Source organism: Stutzerimonas stutzeri (genome assembly GCF_024448985.1).
Taxonomy (GTDB): domain Bacteria; phylum Pseudomonadota; class Gammaproteobacteria; order Pseudomonadales; family Pseudomonadaceae; genus Stutzerimonas; species Stutzerimonas stutzeri_AP.
Genome location: NZ_JAMOII010000017.1, coordinates 21,453 through 40,597, shown reverse-complemented (window position 1 = coordinate 40,597; position 19,145 = coordinate 21,453). Strand labels below are relative to the sequence as shown.

Annotated in this window: 13 protein-coding genes and 1 pseudogene; 12 read left to right on the top strand and 2 right to left on the bottom strand. The window is 61.8% G+C overall.

Features of this window, described 5'->3' with window-relative positions:
- The first annotated feature begins 9 nt into the window (after positions 1–9).
- The 6 genes from treZ (at position 10) to NA647_RS15935 (ending at position 10,386) form a co-directional block, all read left to right on the top strand.
- Positions 10–1,788, top strand: a complete 1,779-nt coding sequence (gene treZ, locus NA647_RS15960) for a malto-oligosyltrehalose trehalohydrolase (protein WP_256058585.1) — start codon at positions 10–12, stop codon at positions 1,786–1,788.
- Positions 1,778–3,853: a 4-alpha-glucanotransferase gene (gene malQ, locus NA647_RS15955; protein WP_256058584.1), complete on the top strand. Its 2,076-nt coding sequence runs from the start codon at positions 1,778–1,780 to the stop codon at positions 3,851–3,853. Before treZ ends, malQ begins: the two co-directional genes overlap by 11 nt.
- On the top strand, positions 3,853–6,666 hold the full coding sequence (locus tag NA647_RS15950; protein WP_256058583.1) for a malto-oligosyltrehalose synthase: 2,814 nt from the start codon (positions 3,853–3,855) through the stop codon (positions 6,664–6,666). Before malQ ends, NA647_RS15950 begins: the two co-directional genes overlap by 1 nt.
- Positions 6,663–7,043, top strand: a complete 381-nt coding sequence (locus tag NA647_RS15945) for a DUF2934 domain-containing protein (RefSeq protein ID WP_256058582.1) — start codon at positions 6,663–6,665, stop codon at positions 7,041–7,043. Before NA647_RS15950 ends, NA647_RS15945 begins: the two co-directional genes overlap by 4 nt.
- Positions 7,044–7,160: 117 nt before the next feature.
- Positions 7,161–9,311 (top strand): glycogen debranching protein GlgX, encoded by a 2,151-nt coding sequence (gene glgX, locus NA647_RS15940; RefSeq protein ID WP_256058581.1) that lies wholly within the window; start codon positions 7,161–7,163, stop codon positions 9,309–9,311.
- Positions 9,312–9,528: 217 nt separating this feature from the next.
- On the top strand, positions 9,529–10,386 hold the full coding sequence (locus NA647_RS15935) for a M23 family metallopeptidase (protein ID WP_256058580.1): 858 nt from the start codon (positions 9,529–9,531) through the stop codon (positions 10,384–10,386).
- Between the two features lie 6 nt (positions 10,387–10,392).
- On the opposite strand, the pseudogene NA647_RS19720 reads toward NA647_RS15935, so the two are convergent.
- Both NA647_RS19720 and NA647_RS15920 read right to left on the bottom strand, forming a co-directional pair.
- Positions 10,393–11,234, bottom strand: a pseudogene (locus tag NA647_RS19720) (DUF2218 domain-containing protein).
- Between the two features lie 133 nt (positions 11,235–11,367).
- Positions 11,368–12,201, bottom strand: coding sequence for a DODA-type extradiol aromatic ring-opening family dioxygenase (locus NA647_RS15920; RefSeq protein ID WP_423836487.1), 834 nt, complete (start codon positions 12,199–12,201; stop codon positions 11,368–11,370).
- A gap of 105 nt (positions 12,202–12,306) precedes the next feature.
- Here NA647_RS15920 and NA647_RS15915 point away from each other — a divergent pair, with 105 nt between their 5' ends.
- The 6 genes from NA647_RS15915 (at position 12,307) to NA647_RS15890 (ending at position 18,643) form a co-directional block, all read left to right on the top strand.
- The gene (locus tag NA647_RS15915; protein WP_256058578.1) at positions 12,307–13,218 is read left to right on the top strand and encodes a LysR family transcriptional regulator; all 912 of its coding nucleotides are present in this window, start codon (positions 12,307–12,309) and stop codon (positions 13,216–13,218) included.
- Between the two features lie 169 nt (positions 13,219–13,387).
- The gene (locus NA647_RS15910; protein ID WP_256058577.1) at positions 13,388–14,653 is read left to right on the top strand and encodes a zinc-dependent alcohol dehydrogenase; all 1,266 of its coding nucleotides are present in this window, start codon (positions 13,388–13,390) and stop codon (positions 14,651–14,653) included.
- Between the two features lie 15 nt (positions 14,654–14,668).
- A complete protein-coding gene (locus NA647_RS15905) occupies positions 14,669–15,586 on the top strand; it encodes a DUF72 domain-containing protein (RefSeq protein ID WP_256058576.1) in 918 nt (305 codons plus the stop codon).
- The gene (locus NA647_RS15900) at positions 15,583–16,386 is read left to right on the top strand and encodes an endonuclease/exonuclease/phosphatase family protein (protein WP_256058575.1); all 804 of its coding nucleotides are present in this window, start codon (positions 15,583–15,585) and stop codon (positions 16,384–16,386) included. The genes NA647_RS15905 and NA647_RS15900 overlap by 4 nt, the downstream gene beginning before the upstream one ends.
- Entirely contained in the window at positions 16,383–17,618 is a 1,236-nt protein-coding gene (gene clsB, locus NA647_RS15895) for a cardiolipin synthase ClsB (RefSeq protein ID WP_256058574.1), read from the top strand. The genes NA647_RS15900 and clsB overlap by 4 nt, the downstream gene beginning before the upstream one ends.
- A complete protein-coding gene (locus NA647_RS15890; RefSeq protein WP_256058573.1) occupies positions 17,615–18,643 on the top strand; it encodes a lysylphosphatidylglycerol synthase domain-containing protein in 1,029 nt (342 codons plus the stop codon). Before clsB ends, NA647_RS15890 begins: the two co-directional genes overlap by 4 nt.
- The last annotated feature ends 502 nt before the right edge of the window (positions 18,644–19,145 follow it).

Here is a 19,145-nt window from a genome sequence, read left to right as displayed (position 1 = left end):
GGTCAATCAATGCAAAACAGGCCAGCCCATGAAGGGCGACACGGACCGGTGCTACTCGATGCCTCGCGTACCCGGTTCAGCCTCTGGGCACCGGACGCGCAACGCGTCAGCCTGGTGATGGTCGGCGGCGATACGCTGCCCATGCAGGAAGGCGAAGACGGTTGGTACAGCATCGAGGCGAATGCGCCCGCCGGCTCGCACTACAGCTTTCTGATCGACGACGAACTGACGGTGCCCGACCCCGCCTCGCGCGCGCAGTCGGCGGACATCCACGACCCCAGCGTTGTGGTCGATCCCGATGCCTATCAGTGGCGTAACCGCGACTGGCAAGGCCGGCCGTGGCATGAAACCGTGCTCTATGAACTGCACGTGGCCGCATACGGCGGCTATGCGCAGATCGAGCAGCGCCTGCCCGCGTTGGCCGAAATGGGCGTCACTGCGATCGAACTGATGCCGCTCGCCGAATTTCCCGGCGACCGCAACTGGGGTTACGACGGTGTCCTGCTCTACGCGCCCGAGGCATCCTACGGCACGCCCGAGCAGCTCAAGCATCTGATCGATACCGCTCACGGGCTGGGCCTGATGGTCTTTATCGACGTGGTCTACAACCATTTCGGGCCGGACGGCAATTACCTACACCGCTACGCCAAGCACTTCTTCCGCCACGATCAGCAGACGCCCTGGGGCGACGCCATCGATTTTCGCCGCCGTGAGGTGCGCGATTTCTTCATCGATAGCGCGCTGATGTGGCTGATGGAATACCGCTTCGATGGCCTGCGCATGGATGCCGTCCATGCCATTCCCGATCGCACCTTCCTGACCGAACTGGCCGAGCGGGTGCGCGCCGAAACGGAGCCGGGTCGCCATGTCCATCTGGTGTTGGAGAACGAAGACAACCGCGCCAGCCTGCTGACCCAAGGGTTTACCGCGCAGTGGGACGATGACGGTCACAACGTCCTGCACACGTTGCTGACCGGGGAAAGCCAGGGTTATTACGCGGAATACCATCAGGACGCGACCGACAAGTTGGTGCGCTTCCTCGGCGAAGGTTTCATCTATCAGGGTCAGCAGAACCGCCGCGGTGAATCGCGTGGCGAACCCAGCGGTCATCTCAGTCCAACGTCGTTCGTGCTGTTTCTGCAGAACCATGACCAGACCGGCAACCGCGCCTTCGGCGACCGGCTGATCAGCCTCACCGATCCCGACTCCCTGAAGGCAGCGACCACCATTCTGCTGCTTTCACCGATGATTCCGCTGCTGTTCATGGGCGAGGAATGGGGCGCGCGCGAACCCTTCCTGTTCTTCACCAGCCACCACGGCGAGCTGGCCGATGCCGTTCGTGAAGGCCGTCGCGGCGAGTTCGCCGAGTTTTCCGAGTTCGCCGACGAGCAGACCCGCGCGCGCATCCCGGACCCGAACGCTGTGGAAACCTTCGAGGCGTCCAGACCCGACTTCAGCAAGCGGGACCAACCCGAACATGCCGAGTGGCTGGCGTTGTATCGCCAGCTGCTGCAGATCCGCCATCGGGAAATCGTGCCGCGCCTCGAAGGCTCGCGGTTCCTCGGTGCGCAGGCGCTGGGAGACGCCGCCGCCCTCGCCCGCTGGCGCCTGGGCGACGGCAGCGAACTACGGCTGGAATTGAATCTCAGCGACCGCGACCTCGAGATGACTCCGCCTGCCGCCGATGCGCGACTGCTACATGCCAGCCGCAGCACTGACACGTCCAATCCCGGCACGCTGCCCGCGCGCTCCGCCAGGATGTATCTGGAGACTGCAGATGAGCGATGAACGACTGAACCAACTGGCCGAGGCAGCCGGCCTGTCCATCGATTGGGTAGACGCCGATGGCCGCGACCAGCGGGTGACTCCTGAGGTGCTGCGTGCGGTGCTCAACGGACTGGGACTCGCTGCAGGCAGCGACGAAGAAATCGACAGCAGCCTGGAAAAGCTCGACGCCATCAATGGCGGTGCGCACCTGCCGCCGCTGCTCACTGTCGATCAGGGGACTGCGCTGGAACTGGGCCGATACTGCGAGCCTTCTACCCGCTATCGCCTGGAACTGGAAGACGGCAGCCTTCATGAAGGAGCGCTGGACGAGCGGGCCCGCCTGGTTGCGATCGACACGCCGGGCTATCACCAGCTGGAGATCGCCGATCAACGACTGACCGTCGCAGTAGCGCCGCATGCCGGCCCCAGTGTCGAAGATGTCGCTGGCCCCCATGCCTGGGGGCTGACGGCACAGATATATAGTCTGCGTCGCCCCGGCGACGGCGGGCTGGGCGATACCCTGGCGCTCGAAACCCTGGTGCGCAACGCTGCCGCGCATGGTGCCGCGGCGCTGGGCATCAGCCCGATACACGCCATGTTCACCGGCAACAGCGGTCAGTACAGCCCCTACTCGCCCTCCAGCCGGCTGTTCTACAACATTCTGCACAGCGCGCCGGAAGCAATCCTCGGCGAGAAGCCGGTGCGGATCGCCGTCGATTCCTGCGGCCTGGCCGACGAACTGCAGCGGCTAGAACAGCTGGAACTGATCGACTGGGATGCGGTTTCCCGAACCCGTCAGTGCCAGCTTCGCGCGCTTTACGATGACTTCCGCACCGGTGGCAATGCCCAGCAGGCCGACTTCGACAGCTTCCGCGAGGCGGGCGGCGAAGCGCTGGAGAACCACTGTCGCTTCGAGGCCCTGCACGCGGCGCTGCTCAGCCCCGACGGGCATCCGCAAAACTGGCGCGACTGGCCAGAGGAATACCGCACGCCGCAAAGCGCTGGCGTCGAACGATTCGCCCAGGAGCATGCCAACGAGGTGAGCTATTACGCGTTCTGTCAGTGGCTGATCGCGCGCGGTCTGGAGCGTGCGCAGATCGCAGCGCAGAGCGCCGGAATGAAGATCGGCCTGATCAGCGACCTGGCCGTCGGCGCCGATGGCGGCGGCAGCCAAGCCTGGAGTCGACAGGACGAAGTACTGGCCGCACTGAGCGTCGGTGCGCCGCCGGACATCATCAATCGTCAGGGCCAGAGCTGGGGCATTTCCGCGTTTTCGCCGTGGGGTCTCAAGGCTCACGGCTATCGCGCCTTCATCGAGATGGTGCGCGCCAACCTGGCGCACGCGGGCGGCATGCGCATCGATCATGTGATGGGCCTGATGCGTCTGTGGGTGATGCCCTCCGGCGCAGGCCCTGCGGAAGGCGCTTATCTGAATTACCCGTTCGACGACCTGCTGCGGCTGCTGTCGCTCGAAGCCTGGCGGCGCAATGCGGTGATCCTCGGCGAAGACTTGGGCACTGTACCGGAGGGGCTGCGCGAGAAACTGGCGGCGCGCAACCTGCTGGCCATGCGCGTGCTGTTCTTCGAGCGCGATCACCAGGGCAACTTCCGCCCTCCGATGCACTGGCCGAGCAGCGCACTGGCCACCTCAACCACCCATGACCTGCCGACTATCAATGGCTGGTGGCAAGGCCATGACATCGATTGGCGCATCAAGGTCGGCCAGCACCAGGAGCACGAGCGCCCAGCGCAGCTGGAAGAACGTGAGCGTGAACGTGCCGGACTGCTTCGCCTGTTGCGAGAGTACGCACCGAACATCGAGGGCGACCTCCGCGATCCAGAAGTGCTAGCCGACGCGTGCGGCGCGTTCATCGGGCGCACCCCCGCGCCGCTGGCATTGTTTCCGATCGAGGACGCGCTGTGTCTGTTGGAGCAACCCAACATGCCCGGCACCGTCGACGAACATCCGAACTGGCGACGCCGCTATCCCGGCGACAGCGCCACGTTGCTCGACAGTCCGGCCTGTATGCGCCGGTTGAGCATCATCGCCAACGCCCGCAAGCAGACCATTGGAAGCAACCGTTGATGAAAGACCTGAGCGCCACCCTGCGATTGCAATTCCATCGGGACTTCACCCTTGACGATGCGACAGCACTGGTCGATTACTTCGCCGAGCTCGGCATCAGCCACCTTTACGCATCGCCCTTACTGACGGCGCGGCCCGGCTCGATGCACGGCTACGATGTCATCGACCCGACCCGCATCAATCCTGAACTGGGCGGCGAACCCGCCCTGCGTCGTCTGGTCGAGGCGCTGCGTGCCAAGGGCATGGGGCTGATTCTGGATATCGTCTCCAACCACATGGCCGTTGGCGGCGCGGGCAATCCCTGGTGGCTGGACGTGCTCGAATGGGGCCGCCGCAGCCCTTATGCGCAGTTCTTCGACATTCAGTGGAACTCGCCCGATCCCTTGCTTGAAGGCCAGCTGCTGGTTCCCTTCCTTGGTTGCGACTATGGCGAGGCGCTGCAGGAAGGCAAGATTCCGCTGCGCCTGGACGCGGAAAATGGCGCCTTCCATGCCGAGCACTACGAGCACCGCTTCCCTATTACGCCACCCAGCTACGGCGAAATCCTGCGGTTGACCGATAACCAGGAGCTGCGCGCCCTGGCGCAACATTTCGATGCTCTGAAAACCGAGCCGGCGCCTTATCAGACCGCACGCCAGCTGCGTGCCGATCTTGCGCAACTGCTGAAGGACAGCGCGCTCCGGCAAACACTCGAAGATGCCCTCACGCACTACGATTCGACCACAGACGAAGGTTTCAAGCGTCTGCATGGGCTACTCGAACGACAGAACTACCGCCTCGCCAGCTGGCGCACCGCTGGAGACGACATCAACTGGCGACGCTTCTTCGATATCAACGAACTGGGCGGCCTGCGCGTCGAGCGGCCAGTCGTATTCGAGGAAACCCACGCGAAGATTTTCGAGCTGCTCGCCGAAGGGCTGGTCGACGGGCTGCGCATCGACCACATCGACGGCCTGGCCAACCCGCGCGGTTATTGCCGCCGGCTGCGGCGCCGGGTCGATCGCCTCAATGCCGCCCGGCCTGCGGAAGCTGCGCAGGATCATGTGCCGATCTACGTTGAAAAGATCCTCGCCGAGGGCGAGCGCCTGCACGACGACTGGGGCGTGGATGGCACCACCGGTTATGAGTTCATGAATCAGGTTTCGCTGCTGCAGCACGATCCGGCTGGTAAAGCGGTGCTCTGCGGGCTGTGGAGCGAGACCGCCGAACGCCCGGCGGACTTTATGGAAGAGGTACGGCAGGCGCGGCAATTGGTGCTGACCGGGCCGCTGGCGGGCGACTTCGAAGCCGTCGCCCAGGCGCTGCTGCAAGTGGCGCGCTACGACGTGATGACGCGGGACATCACCTTCGGTGCTATCCGCCGCGCGCTGCTGGAGCTGATCGTGCACTTCCCGGTGTATCGCACCTATGTCGGTGCCCGCGGCCGGCGCGAAGCCGATGAGCCGTTCTTCCAGCAGGCACTGGCCGGCGCGCGCACGACGCTGGGCGAGGCGGACTGGCCGTTGCTCGATCTGCTCGACCGTTGGCTCGGTGGCGAAAGCCTGCGCGCATTGCCACCGGGCCCGGCACGGCGAATTCGACGCTACGCCTGCACGCGTTTCCAGCAACTCACCTCGCCCGCCGCCGCCAAGGCTGTGGAAGACACCGCCTGCTATCGCTCCGGTGCACTGCTGTCGCGCAACGACGTGGGCTTCGATCCGCAAACCTTCAGCGCACCGGTACAGAACTTTCATACCGCCTGTCTGGAGCGCGCCGAGCATTTCCCGCGCAATCTGCTGACCACCGCGACCCACGACCACAAGCGCGGCGAAGACACCCGCGCCCGCATGACGGTGATTAGCGAACGCGCCGAATGGTTCGCCGCCAAGGTACGTCACTGGCGGCAGCTCGCTTATAGCCAGCGCCAGGAACTGACCGACGGGCCGGCACCTTCAGCGGGCGACGAGATGCTGGTATTCCAGATATTGCTCGGGTGCTGGCCGCTGGACCTGAACCCTGATGACAAACCCGCCATGGAGGCGTTTTGCGGGCGGATCATCAAGTGGCAGGAAAAGGCCGTGCGCGAAGCCAAGCTGCGCAGCACCTGGACCGATCCCCACAGCGAATACGAAAGCGCCTGCCAGCAATACCTGCGTGCCCTGCTGCTCGGCGATGAGTGCCGGACGCTACGCAATGAAATCGCCGAGGCTGCACTCGAACTGGCGCCGGCCGGCGCCTTGAACAGCCTGACCCAGACACTGCTGCGCATGACCACGCCCGGCGTGCCGGACCTTTATCAAGGTGCCGATTACTGGGATTTCAGCCTGGTGGATCCGGACAACCGTCGCCCCGTCGACTTCGACCGGCGGCGCGCCACTTTCGACCTGCAGGCGCAACCGGCTGAGCTGCTGGCGAACTGGCAGGACGGTCGCATCAAGCAATGGCTGATCGGCCGCACCCTCGGCTTACGGCGTTCGCAGCCACGGCTGTTCACCGAGGGTAACTACCTACCGTTGACGGTCGAGGGCGAGCATGCCGACCGGCTGATCGCCTTCGCCCGCGAGCTCGACGGCAGCTGGCTCATCGTGGTGGCGGCGCGGCTGGCCAGCAGTCTGCTCGCTGACAGTCAGACACCACAGATTCCTGCTGAGCGCTGGGGCGACACGTGGGTGCGATTGCCCAATGCGCTGAGCGGTCATGCTCTGGAGCGACTTTTTGACGGAAAGACAGTCACACCCAAACAAACGGCTCTGAGTGCGGCAGAGGTTTTGCAGCAACTGCCGGTGGCGGTTTTACAGGTAACGATCAGTTCAACAGGAGAATCAGAACGATGAACAAGAACGAGCAGCGCATCCGCGAACTCGCGTACGACATATGGGTATCGGAGGGCCGCCCGCACGGCGAGGACGAACGTCACTGGGAAATGGCCCGCAAGCTTGCCGAGGCGGAGGCCAAGCCTGGCGACAAACCCGCAAGCCGCGCCCGCAAGACCGCCACCAAACCGACCGATGCGACTCCCGTTCCCAAAGCCTCGAAGGCGACGAAAACCGCGAAAGATGCGGAGGATCCGAAAGATGTAAAACCTGCCAAGGCTGCGTCCGCCGCCAAAGGCACCGCCCGCCCGAAGGCCAAGGCCGGCACCGATGCCGCCGAAGGCACCCCGGAAGGCATAAAGAAGAACCGCGCCCCTCGCGCCAAAAAAGAAACCTGAACAGCACCGCGGCGCAGCCCGGCTCCCTCAGAGAGTCGGGCGGCCGAGGTGTTCGATCATCTTGCACAGCCTCAACCTCAATCAAGAGTACGAGCACGAGCTGCCATCGGAGATTTCATGAGTAGAAAAAAGCCTGCGGCGCCTCAGATTCTGACCTCTTCGCGTATTCGCGAAGGCCTCCCCTTCCCGCTTGGCGCCACCTGGGACGGGCTGGGCGTCAACTTCGCGATCTTTTCCGCGAACGCCACCAAGGTTGAGCTGTGCCTGTTCGATGCCGATGGCGAAACCGAGCTCGAGCGTATCGAGCTGCCCGAATACACCGACGAGATCTGGCATGGCTACCTGCCGGACGCCCATCCGGGACAAATCTATGGCTATCGCGTGCACGGCCCCTACGAGCCCGAAGCCGGTCACCGTTTCAATCCCAACAAACTTTTGATCGACCCGTATGCGAAGCAACTGGTGGGCGAGCTGAAATGGTCCGAGGCGCTGTTCGGGTACACCATCGGCCATCCCGACGCCGACCTCAGCTTCGATGAGCGTGACAGCGCGCCCTTCGTTCCAAAATGCAAGATCATCGATCCGGCCTTCACCTGGGGCCACGACCGTCCGGTCCAGGTCCCCTGGGATCGCACCATCATTTACGAGACCCACGTACGTGGCTTCACCATGCGACATCCATCGGTGGCCGAAGACATGCGCGGCACCTTCGGCGGCTTCAAGACACCCGAGGTAGTCGACTACTTGAGCAAGCTCGGCGTGTCATCGATCGAGTTTCTACCCATTCATGCCTTCGTTCAGGACCAGCATCTGCTGGAGAAAGGCATGAGCAACTACTGGGGCTACAACAGCATTGCCTTCTTCGCGCCGCATCCGAAATACCTGGCCAGCGGCAAGATCAGCGAGTTCAAAGAGATGGTCGCGCACCTGCACAACGCCGACCTCGAAGTCATTCTCGATGTGGTTTACAACCACACCGCCGAAGGCAACGAGCTGGGCCCGACCCTGTCCATGCGCGGCATCGACAACGTGTCCTACTACCGGCTGATGCCTGATGAAAAGCGCTACTACATCAATGACTCGGGCACCGGCAACACGCTGGATATGAGCCATCCATGCGTGGTCCAAATGGTCACCGACTCCCTGCGCTACTGGGCTGAAGAAATGCACGTCGATGGCTTCCGCTTCGATCTGGCGACCATTCTGGGTCGCGAGCACGACGGTTATGACGAGCGCCATGGCTTCCTCGTCGCCTGTCGTCAGGACCCGGTACTGGCCAAGACAAAACTCATCGCCGAGCCTTGGGACTGCGGTCCGGGCGGCTATCAAGTCGGCGGCTTCCCACCTGGCTGGGCTGAGTGGAACGATCAATACCGGGACACCGTGAGAGCATTCTGGAGAGGTGACGACGGCCAGCTGGCCGACTTCGCCAGCCGCCTCACCGGCTCGGGCGATTTGTTCAACCAGCGCGGTCGCCGCCCGTTCAGTTCGGTCAACTTCGTGACGGCGCACGACGGCTTCACACTCAAGGATTTGGTGTCCTACAACCACAAGCACAACGAAGATAACGACGAAGACAACCGCGACGGCAGCGACAACAACATCTCCTGGAATCACGGTGTTGAGGGCCCGACCGACGATCCGGAAATCAACGAGCTGCGCTTCCGTCAGATGCGCAACTTCTTCGCCACGCTGCTGTTTTCGCAGGGCACGCCGATGATCGTTGCCGGCGATGAGTTCGCGCGGACCCAGCACGGCAACAACAACGCCTACTGCCAGGACAGCGAAATCGGCTGGGTGAACTGGGATATCCCCGAAGATAGCCGGACCTTGCAGGCCTTCGTTCGTAAACTGATTCGCCTGCGCCAGCGCTACCCGATGCTACGTCGTGGACGTTTCCTGGTCGGTGCCTACAACGAGGACCTTGGCGTCAAGGACGTCACCTGGCTCGCGCCGCACGCGGAGGAAATGTCCGTCGAACACTGGGAAGACGGCAACAACCGCTGCATGGGCATGTTGCTCGATGGCCGCGCGCAGGCTACCGGCATTCGCAAGGCCGGTTCCGACGCAACCTTACTGCTGGTCGTCAACTCACATCACGACATCGTGAATTTCACCCTGCCGGAAGTACCTCAAGGCATTTACTGGAACCGCTTGATCGACACCAACAACCCCGTCGCACGCGCCGAGCGTTTCGAATTCAGCGATGAATACGGACTGACCGGCCGCTCGCTGCTGCTGTTCGAGTTGATCAAGGAAGAGGAATAACGCCGCGACATCATCAATCGCGAAGCCCCGACAACGGGGCTTCGACTTAATAACGGCCCCGCCAGCAGGTACTCAACCCTTCGATGGTTCTCGACGTGCGGTATGAACCCTCGCGGATGTCTCCAGTCCCAACCCCCAGCGCGGCATTCAAGAAAACTCGACGGATTTGTTCTGCCAGCCGCAGGCGGGTTGTCCCTTCCGTGACGGATCGCACCTTATGGCTTCGACTCGGCTGATCGTTTCACTTGCTCTGCTGATCTTCATTTCCATCAGCGCCCTGCCCGTTCTGGCCGGTGGCGCCATCACCAATGCGACGCTCCCGGCGGGCAAAGCCGGTAGCGTCCGGCTATTCGTGAACCGCGTTGGCTCCGGCAAGGCGATGGACGTGCGCAACGATACGGACGTGCCGGTCGAGGTGGTGCTGCGCCTGACACGAATGGTCAATGTCGCGGGCGTCGGCAACGGCGTGGTGCGCAAGACAGTTCCCGCTCGCACCCGTATGCGTATCGCCACCTTGCGCAAGCGTCAGTCCGGCTACCCCTTGATGTATCAGCAGTCGTTCAGCTATTCGCTGATCTACTCGCCGGAGCCGGGCAAGAAAGGTTCGGTGGGCGGCTACGCCTATGCGCTGCCCTGGAAAGGCGGTCCGTTTCGTATTTCACAGGGGGCCGGTGGCGATTTCAGCCACAACTCGCCCAAAGGCCGCTTTGCCGTGGATGTCGCCATGCCGGTAGGCACGCCGATCGTTGCGGCACGTGCGGGTACGGTGGTAAAGGTGCGCAATGACCAACACGGACGCCGGCCGGACCCGGCGGGGAACTACGTGCGAATTCTCCACGATGACGGTACGCATAGTGCTTACCTGCATTTGAAGCGTGGTTCGGTGCAGGTGAAGGCGGGTCAGCAGGTGAAGGTCGGTAGCCTCCTGGGCCAATCCGGCAACACCGGACGCAGCACGGGGCCGCATTTGCATTTCGTAGTGCAGAAAGACATCGGGGACAGCTTGGTATCTGTCCCCTTCCGTTTTACCCAGCCGGTGGATTCGCTGCCCAACTTCGCCCTTAGCGAGCGCTGAAGCCGCTTACAGCATCCGCCGCATGATGTCGTCACGTTTGACGAAATGGTGGAGCAAAGCCATGCCGATATGCCCGATCACCAGCACCACCATGATCCAGGCCAGCGGCGAATGCAGGCTGCCGACGCTGGCTGCCCAATCGATCTCCGGGCCTTTGGCTACCAATTGCATGCCGAACACTTTCAGTCCATAGCCGTTACCCAGCATGGTCAGCAAGCCGGTAATAGGCATCAACAACATGCCGACGTACAACGCGAAGTGTCCTGCCTTGACTACGAATGCCGTCGCCGGATCATGCAGCGGACGTTGCTTGAGCTGGCTCGATGCCCAGAATATGCGCAAAACGATCAGCACCAACAGCAGCGCGCCGATGGAGACGTGCCAGGGCACGAGCGTCTGGCCAATCCAATGTTCACCTTCGCTGATGCGGTCGCCAAACTTAAGCAATTGCCAAATGATCAGCCCGCCCATCAGCCAGTGAAACCATTTACTGACCTTCCCGTAACGCTCTCTCGAGTCGTGAATCATCGCTTTTGCTCCTCCACCGTCCGTTTGAATCATTGCCAGGTAAAGCTCAGCATTTCGCCAGTCGCCATGCGTTCCAGATGATCGGCCACCACCTGTTGCAGATTCTGCAGCTGCTCTGACTCTTCGGCCTCGACCACGACCTGCAGTCCGCCTTCAGTGACCTGTAGCCGGCAATTGCCGATAGGCAGCTCGATCTCACCCTTCTGCTCATCGTGCTGTACGGGAAACTTGTGGCCCCAGTGCTTGCAGAGCCGGTTGATCAGTCGAGATGGGTTTTCGGTTGCGACCGTGGCGGTCGCCGTTTCGGATGATGCTTTCAACTATTCCTCCTTTGACGCGCAATGCGCGTCCGTGGTTGCGCTGGCCTGTTGCGAAGGAGCATACAGGCCGATATTTGGGGTCCGGTTCTCTTAGATGATTTGGAGATACGGTCTGGCATCGTAGAGGCTGGCACTACTCAACACCAAAACCGAACGCCGAGAGCGCGGTTTCCATGACGCGGTCACTGAACAGCTTGCGTCCGGTGGAATCACCTACCGCTCCGGCCACCACCAACAGCGGCAACAGGTGCTCCTCGCCACGCGGCGGGTGACACAGCCGCGCCGAAGGCGCTTGTTCCCAGCGCAGAAGCGCGGCGTTACGGCGCATCGGTTCCGATTCGACCGTCGAACTCAGCCAAGCGTCGAACTCATCTGAAATCGGCCCGAACCGGGCATCGCCATAGCCACGCATATTGTGAAAACTCATGCCGCTGCCGACGATCAGAACACCCTCATCACGCAGCCCAGCCAGCGCTTGGCCCGCATCGAGCAGCGCCTGCGGATCGAGATCGTTGCGTAGCGACAACTGCACGACCGGGATTTTCGCATCGGGAAACATCAATTTCAGCGGGATGAACACGCCGTGATCGTAGCCGCGCTCATCGTCCCGGCTCGAAGCCATTCCCGCTGCCCCCAGCAACTCGATAATCCGTGATGCCAGCGCTGGATTGCCTGGCGCCGGGTAGCGCAATTCATACGTGTGCTCCGGGAAACCGTAGTAGTCATAGATCAGCCCTGGCTGTGCGCCGCCAGTGACACGGAACTCGTCTTCCAACCAATGCCCCGAAATCAACACGATGGCCTTCGGCTTCGCCGGCAGGCTCGCAGCAATGCTTTTGAGGAACCGAGCCGTGGCGTCCCAGGCATGGGGCGGATTCCAGTCCATGAAAAAACACGGCCCCGCGCCGTGCGGCACGAACAGGGTCGGCATGCGCTCGCCATCCCGAGAAATGTCGGACATTTGCATGGCCATGGCCTCTTGAAATGAACGTGCGAGCAGTATGGATTACCATCCGGAACGCTAGAACCCGCAAAAATTAGCTAACACTTATCACCAGGAGTAGGAGCCGATATGCTCGACCGTATCACCAGCATGCGCGTGTTCGTGCGGGCAAGCAGTGCCGGGAGCCTGTCCGCTGCGGCACGCCATCTGGGCATGTCGCCGGCCATGGCGACCAAGCATATCGACGCTCTGGAGGTGCGCCTGGGCATCAAGCTGTTTCACCGCAGTACGCGGCGGCTGACACTCACCGAAGCCGGCAATCGTTACCTTGACGCCTGCCAGCGAATCCTTCTCGATATTGACGAAACCGAGGCCGGCATCGCTTCGCAGCGCGTCGAGGCGACCGGTCTGCTGCGACTCAATGTGCCGCTGGTGTTCGGCATCCATTACATCGCTCCGCTGCTGTTCGAGTTCAGCCGCCGGCATCCAGCGGTGAAGGTGGAGTTAGGGCTGTCTGACAGTCGGGTCGATCTCATCGACGGCGGTTGGGACATGGCGGTACGCATCGGGCGACTCGGCGACAGCTCGCTTCAGGCCCGCAAGCTCGGTGAAGTCCCGCTGGTGTTGTGCGCTGCGCCCACCTATCTGGACACCCGTGGCGTGCCACGCCGAGTCGCCGATCTGGCACAACACAATTGCCTGCTGTACAGCCTGTCGACCTCCACCAGCGCGCACGAATGGGTATTCGGACGCAACGGCGACATACGGGCAAAGGTCGATGGCGACCTGCTGGCCAACAATGGCGAGGCGTTGCTCGTCGCGGCCGTGCGTGGACAAGGGCTCCTCTACGGCCCGCAATTCATTGCCGCGGATGCGGTGCGCCGTGGCGACTTAGTCGTGCTGGAGCTGGATCATCCCGCGCTGATCATCGACGGCATTTACATCCTCTATCCACCCGACCGACGCCCGCCGGCCAAAGTCCGGGTGATGATCGACTATCTAGCCGAAGCCTTCTCCGGCCCTCAGCCCTGGGCGCTGTAGCACCAGATCTGCTAAGTGGCGCAGACGACAAAAGGTGAACTGCCGCTGGCGACGCCAGTCGGAATAGATGCGAGGGGCCTGGTTGGCTCCGCATCACCTGACCTTGGCGCGGACTGCGCGCAAGGCCAGATCCACCTCTGCGGCATCGCGCCGCCGCCCCGGAGACGCTATGAAAGCAGTTGTTTATCACGGTGTGGGCGACATCCGCCTCGAAGACGTAGCCGACCCGCGCATCGAAGCCCCAACCGACGCCATTGTGCGCATTACCGCCTCCGCAATTTGCGGAACCGATCTGCACTTCGTGCGGGGCACGTTCAGCGGCATGAACCCCGGCACCATCCTGGGTCACGAAGCCGTGGGCATCGTCGAAGAGCTCGGTGCGGACGTGCGCAACCTACAGATCGGCGATCGGGTGGTGATCCCGTCGACCATCGCCTGCGGTAACTGCTCCTACTGCCGCTCGGGCTATTTCGCTCAATGCGACGTGGCCAACCCCAACGGCAAGGAGGCCGGCACGGCTTTCTATGGTGGCCCATCCGCTACCGGCCCGTTCCACGGGTTGCAGGCGGAAAAGGCGCGCATTCCGTTTGCTAACATCGGTCTGGTCAAGCTGCCACCCGAGGTCAGCGATGACCAGGCGATCCTGCTCTCCGACATTTTCCCGACTGGCTATTTCGGCGCCGAAATGGCCGAGATCAAGCCCGGCGATACGGTCGCGGTGTTCGGCTGTGGTCCGGTCGGCCAATTCGCGATCGCCAGCGCCAAACTTCTGGGCGCCGGTCGGGTATTTGCGATCGACCAGTTCGAGGACCGGCTGCGCATGGCCCAAAATCAGGGCGCTGAAATCATCGATTTCAACCGGGAAGAGCCGGTCGAGACACTCAAGCGCCTCACGTCTGGCATTGGTGTAGATCGAGTCATCGATGCAGTGGGCATCGATGCCGAACACGGTTGTTGCGGGGGCAAGCCGGCCGACGGCGCGAAGGCGGATCAAGGCGGCCAATGGCAGCCGGGCGACGCTCCTTCGCAAGCGCTGGAGTGGGCGGTGCAGAGCCTGGCGAAAGCCGGCACGCTGTCGATCATCGGTGTCTATCCGCCGGATGCCATGACCTTTCCCATCGGCATGGCGATGAACAAGAACATCACCATGAACATGGGCAACTGCCACCATCGCAAATACATTCCACGGCTGATCGAAATGATCCAGGCGCGGCGAATCGACCCGGCGAAGATCCTGACTCAAATAAAGCCGATGACCGACGTCATCGCTGCGTTCGAGGCCTTCGATCGGCGTGAACGCGGCTGGATCAAGGTTGAGTTGCAGCCACAGCGCAGCAACCCTTCCGGCGCCGGATCGGAAGAGACCGTGATCGATAAGGCGGTCGCCGATACCTTTCCGGCCAGCGATCCGACCAGCATGCAGAACCCGCGATAACCACAGGAGCAAGCGATGGCAGCCATCCATATCGGAATTTCAGGCTGGCGCTACGCACCCTGGCGCGGAGATTTCTATCCCAAGGGCCTCACCCAGAAGAACGAATTGAAGTTCGCGTCGCGTGCCGTAAGCAGTATCGAGATCAACGGGTCGTTCTATTCCCTGCAGCGGCCCGAGCTGTACGCCGCCTGGTATGACGAGACGCCGAAAGGCTTCGTCTTCAGCGTCAAGGCGCCGCGTTACATCACGCACATTCTTCGATTGCGCGACGTGGAAAAGCCCATCGCCAACTTCCTCGCCTCTGGCGTGCTGGCGCTCAAGGACAAGCTCGGACCGATGCTCTGGCAATTCCCGCCGTCGTTCAAATTCGACCCCGAGCTGTTCGAGACTTTTCTCAAACTGCTGCCCCACGATACCGAGGCCGCTCTGGAAGTCGCCAAAGGTTGCGAGGCGCGCATGGAGGGCCGCAGCTATTTGCAGATCGACCGAAAGCGCCAGCTGCGCCATGCCGTGGAGATCCGCAACGAAAGCTTCGTCGACCCCGCGTTCATTGCGCTACTGCGCAAGTACAAGGTCGCACTAGTGGTGGCCGACACCGCGGGTAAATGGCCCTATCGCGAGGATCTGACCAGCGATTTCGTCTACATCCGCCTGCACGGCGCCGAGGAGCTTTACACCAGCGGTTACAGCGACGAGGCGCTGGATAACTGGTGCCAGCGCATCAAACGCTGGAGCGAGGGACGGCAACCCGACGACGCTCAGCTGATTTCCACGACCAAGCCCCGTCCACGCAAGGCGCGAGCGGTCTACTGCTATTTCGATAATGACGTGAAGGTCCGGGCCCCATATGACGCGCGACAGTTGTTGCGCCGGCTCGGACTGGAGGAAGACCTGGAAACCACTCCGGGCCATCTGGAAGGAGTACTGGCGTGAATCTGGACAAGAACCATCCACTCGACAGCAGCGACCTGGACGCGCACATGTCCACGGCGGTCAATTCGGTCCGCCTGCTGACCGTCAATACCCACAAAGGCTTCACCGCGCTGAACCGGCGATTCATCCTCCCGGAGCTGCGCGAAGCGGTCAGGGCCGTATCCGCCGATATCGTGTTCCTGCAGGAAGTGTTGGGCACTCATGAAAAGCATGCCCTGCGCTTTCATGACTGGCCGAAAATGTCGCAGTACGAGTTTCTCGCCGACAGCATCTGGACCGATTTCGCCTACGGCCGCAACGCCGTTTACCCGGACGGCGATCATGGCAATGCGCTGCTGTCCAAGTTTCCCATCACGAAGTACGAGAATCTGGATATTTCCATAGCTGGACCGGAGCGCCGCGGCTTGTTACACAGCGTGCTGCAGGTACCGGGCCATGACCAATTCCACGCGATCTGCGTGCATCTGGGCTTGCGCGAATCCCACCGGCAGCAGCAACTGCGCCTGCTCTGCAACCTGCTCGATTCCTTGCCCGAAGATGCGCCCGTGGTCGTGGCCGGGGACTTCAACGATTGGCGGCTGAAAGGTGCTCAGGTGCTGGATCGCTGCGCCGGTATGCATGAGGTGTTCGCAGTATCCCAGGGCAAAGTCGCAAAGACCTTCCCGGCACGCTGGCCCATGCTGCGCCTGGATCGCATTTACGTGCGCAACGCCACCAGCCACAAACCGCAAATACTTGGTAACAAACCTTGGACACACTTGTCCGATCATCTGCCCTTGGCGGTGGAGATACATCTATGAATTTTCACTGGAGAGACGGTAATCGCCTTCAGTTGCTGGAAAACGGCGAGGAATTCTTTCCTGCCGTGTTCGAGGCCATTGCGGCCGCAAAAAAAGAGGTCCTGCTGGAAACCTTCATTTTCTTCAAGGACAAGGTAGGCCAGGAGCTGCAGAAAGTTCTCATTGCCGCAGCCCAACGCGGCGTGAGCGTCGACGTTACCGTGGATGGCTATGGCTCGGCGGACCTGGACGGCGACTTTGCCGCCGCGATGACCAGTGCCGGGGTGCGGATCCACGTGTTCGATCCCGGCAAACGACTGATGGGCTGGCGGCTCAACGTATTCCGCCGCATGCACCGCAAAATCGTCGTGGTAGATGGCGAGCTCGCCTTCATTGGCGGAATCAACTTTTCCGCCGACCACCTCGGTGACTACGGGCCAGGCGCCAAGCAGGACTACGCCCTGCGGGTCGAAGGTCCAATCATTCACGACATCCATCGCTTCGCCCTCAGCACCATTGCGCCAGAGCAGGCGAACCGGCGCTGGTGGCAGCGTCGGGTGCGTACGCAAAGCAACGGGTACGTTGGCGTCAGCCGGGGCGAGGCGCGTGCGCTGTTCGTGACGCGTGACAACAACGAGCACCGCACTGATATCGAGCAGCACTACCTGCAAGCGATACGTGATGCACGCTCGCGGCTGTTGATTGCCAATGCCTACTTCTTCCCCGGTTATCGCGTGTTGCGCGAAATCCGTAACGCAGCCCGCCGCGGCGTGCGGGTGCGGCTGATCCTGCAGGGCCAGCCAGACATGCCGATCGCCAAGTTCGGCGCACGCATTCTCTACAACTACCTGATGAGCGACGGCGTGGAAATCCATGAGTATTGCCGTCGGCCGCTGCACGGCAAGGTTGCATTGGCGGACTACGAGTGGTCCACGGTTGGCTCGAGCAACCTCGACCCGCTCAGCCTCTCGTTGAACCTCGAGGCGAATCTGATCATCCGCGATCACAACTTCAACCGGCAGCTCCACGAGAAGCTTGACCAACTGCTGCAGGACGACTGCCGGCGGATTCCGCTAGAGCGCATGGTTCGTGGTTACTGGTGGCGCGCGCCGCTGGCTTTCTTCATCTTCCATTTCCTGCGCCATTTTCCACAGATGGTGGGCCTGTTCCCCGCTCACCGCCCAAAGCTGCAGCTGCTTGATGCCGAGCCGTTGGAGCCCGTTCAGCCTCCCTTGCAGCGAGATCAGCAATGACCGAGTCCAACCCCGCTGAGCCACGCACTGGCTGGCGACGTCGCTGGCCGCTGATCAAGAAGATCCTGACCTACGTCTTCTTCATTCTGGTTGCCGGCTTGCTGATCAGCCTTGCCCGCAACGTCGACTGGAATGAGGTCTACACCACCTTGCGCAACTACAGCGCTAGGACGTTGTGGATGGCCGGTGCCGCGGCCTTCGCCAGTTATGTCGTCTATTGCTTGTTCGACGTGCTTGGCAAGCGTTATGCGCAGCACAACCTGCCGGTTCGGCAAATTATCCCTGTGACCTTCGTGTGCTACGCCTTCAACCTGAATCTTAGCGCCTGGGTCGGCGGCATCGCGTTGCGCTATCGCCTCTATTCCCGCCTTGGCTTGAGGGCGTCGCAGATCACCCGTGTGTTCACCATGAGCGTGCTGACCAATTGGCTCGGCTATATCTGGCTGGCCGGGCTGATCTTTGCCATGGGCTGGATCACTCCACCGGACTCTTGGGAAATAGGCCACACCGCGTTGCGTGTGCTCGGCGTCGGCCTGCTGGTAGCCGCGGCGGTGTACTTGTGGGCCTGTGGTTTCTCCAAGCGCCGTCACTGGACCATACGCAAGCACGAGATCCATCTGCCCTCGCTGCGGCTGGCTGCTCTGCAGATGCTGCTGGGTGCGGCCAACTGGTCGCTGATGGCGCTGGTCGTTTATTTCATGTTGTCGCAGAAGGCACCCTACCCCGAGGTCCTAGGCATTCTCATGATCAGCAGCATCGCCGGCGTGATCGCCCACATTCCGGCTGGGCTGGGTGTGATCGAGGCGGTGTTCGTGGCCATGCTGGGCGGGGAACTTAGCAAAGGCGCAATCGTTGCCGGCCTGATCGGTTACCGCGTCGTGTATTTCCTGGTGCCTCTGTTCTTCGCCACCATTCTCTACGTCGTGCTGGAAGCGCGGGCGAAGAAGCTGCGCTCGAGCAACGAGGCGCAACCCAACGAAGATTCCCCGGAAGAGCCAAACGCAGAAAAGGCCGTCAGCCGATAGCGGAAGACGGATATGAAAAAGCCGGAGCGATGCTCCGGCTTTTTCGTGGTACATCGCGCTTTTCAGGGACGCAAAAACTTGATGACGAGCTGGCAAGATTGGGTGTGGTGAAAGAACGTTTTGCGTTCATGGCGCAATTAGCGAGTCACTTGAAAGCTTGGTTTCGCCCTGCTGGGCGAGTCACTTTTTCCAGACGCGGAAAAAGTAACCAAAAACGCTTGCCCCTGCATCCGGCCCCGCGCTTCGCTCCGGGTTCGTTCACTCCATCGCCGCTCCGAGGGTCGCCGTACAAGGGCCATCCATACCGATGGCGGCCCCGACCCATTACGGCTCTCGCCGCATCCATGCGGCTCGCCCCTCTACGCAACGATTACGCTCACCCTCCTGATGGGGCGTCTGGAGTTGTCTGACAGTTCGTCTAAAAATAATAAAAGCCATAGTAGGTATCGAAAGTCTTCAGGCGGTACGGACTTCGTTCCCGTCAGGAGGCCGAGTGGACGTG

Bases quoted from the DNA above. Each gene is read 5' to 3' on its own strand.
- glgX (WP_256058581.1), top strand. From the start codon at position 7,161: ATGAGTAGAAAAAAGCCTGCGGCGCCTCAGATTCTGACCTCTTCGCGT.
- NA647_RS15890 (WP_256058573.1), top strand. From the start codon at position 17,615: ATGACCGAGTCCAACCCCGCTGAGCCACGCACTGGCTGGCGACGTCGC.
- NA647_RS15910 (WP_256058577.1), top strand. From the start codon at position 13,388: ATGAAAGCAGTTGTTTATCACGGTGTGGGCGACATCCGCCTCGAAGAC.
- NA647_RS15935 (WP_256058580.1), top strand. From the start codon at position 9,529: ATGGCTTCGACTCGGCTGATCGTTTCACTTGCTCTGCTGATCTTCATT.
- NA647_RS15945 (WP_256058582.1), top strand. From the start codon at position 6,663: ATGAACAAGAACGAGCAGCGCATCCGCGAACTCGCGTACGACATATGG.
- NA647_RS15915 (WP_256058578.1), top strand. From the start codon at position 12,307: ATGCTCGACCGTATCACCAGCATGCGCGTGTTCGTGCGGGCAAGCAGT.
- NA647_RS15950 (WP_256058583.1), top strand. From the start codon at position 3,853: ATGAAAGACCTGAGCGCCACCCTGCGATTGCAATTCCATCGGGACTTC.
- clsB (WP_256058574.1), top strand. From the start codon at position 16,383: ATGAATTTTCACTGGAGAGACGGTAATCGCCTTCAGTTGCTGGAAAAC.
- treZ (WP_256058585.1), top strand. From the start codon at position 10: ATGCAAAACAGGCCAGCCCATGAAGGGCGACACGGACCGGTGCTACTC.
- NA647_RS15905 (WP_256058576.1), top strand. From the start codon at position 14,669: ATGGCAGCCATCCATATCGGAATTTCAGGCTGGCGCTACGCACCCTGG.
- NA647_RS15920 (WP_423836487.1), bottom strand. From the start codon at position 12,201: ATGCAAATGTCCGACATTTCTCGGGATGGCGAGCGCATGCCGACCCTG.
- malQ (WP_256058584.1), top strand. From the start codon at position 1,778: ATGAGCGATGAACGACTGAACCAACTGGCCGAGGCAGCCGGCCTGTCC.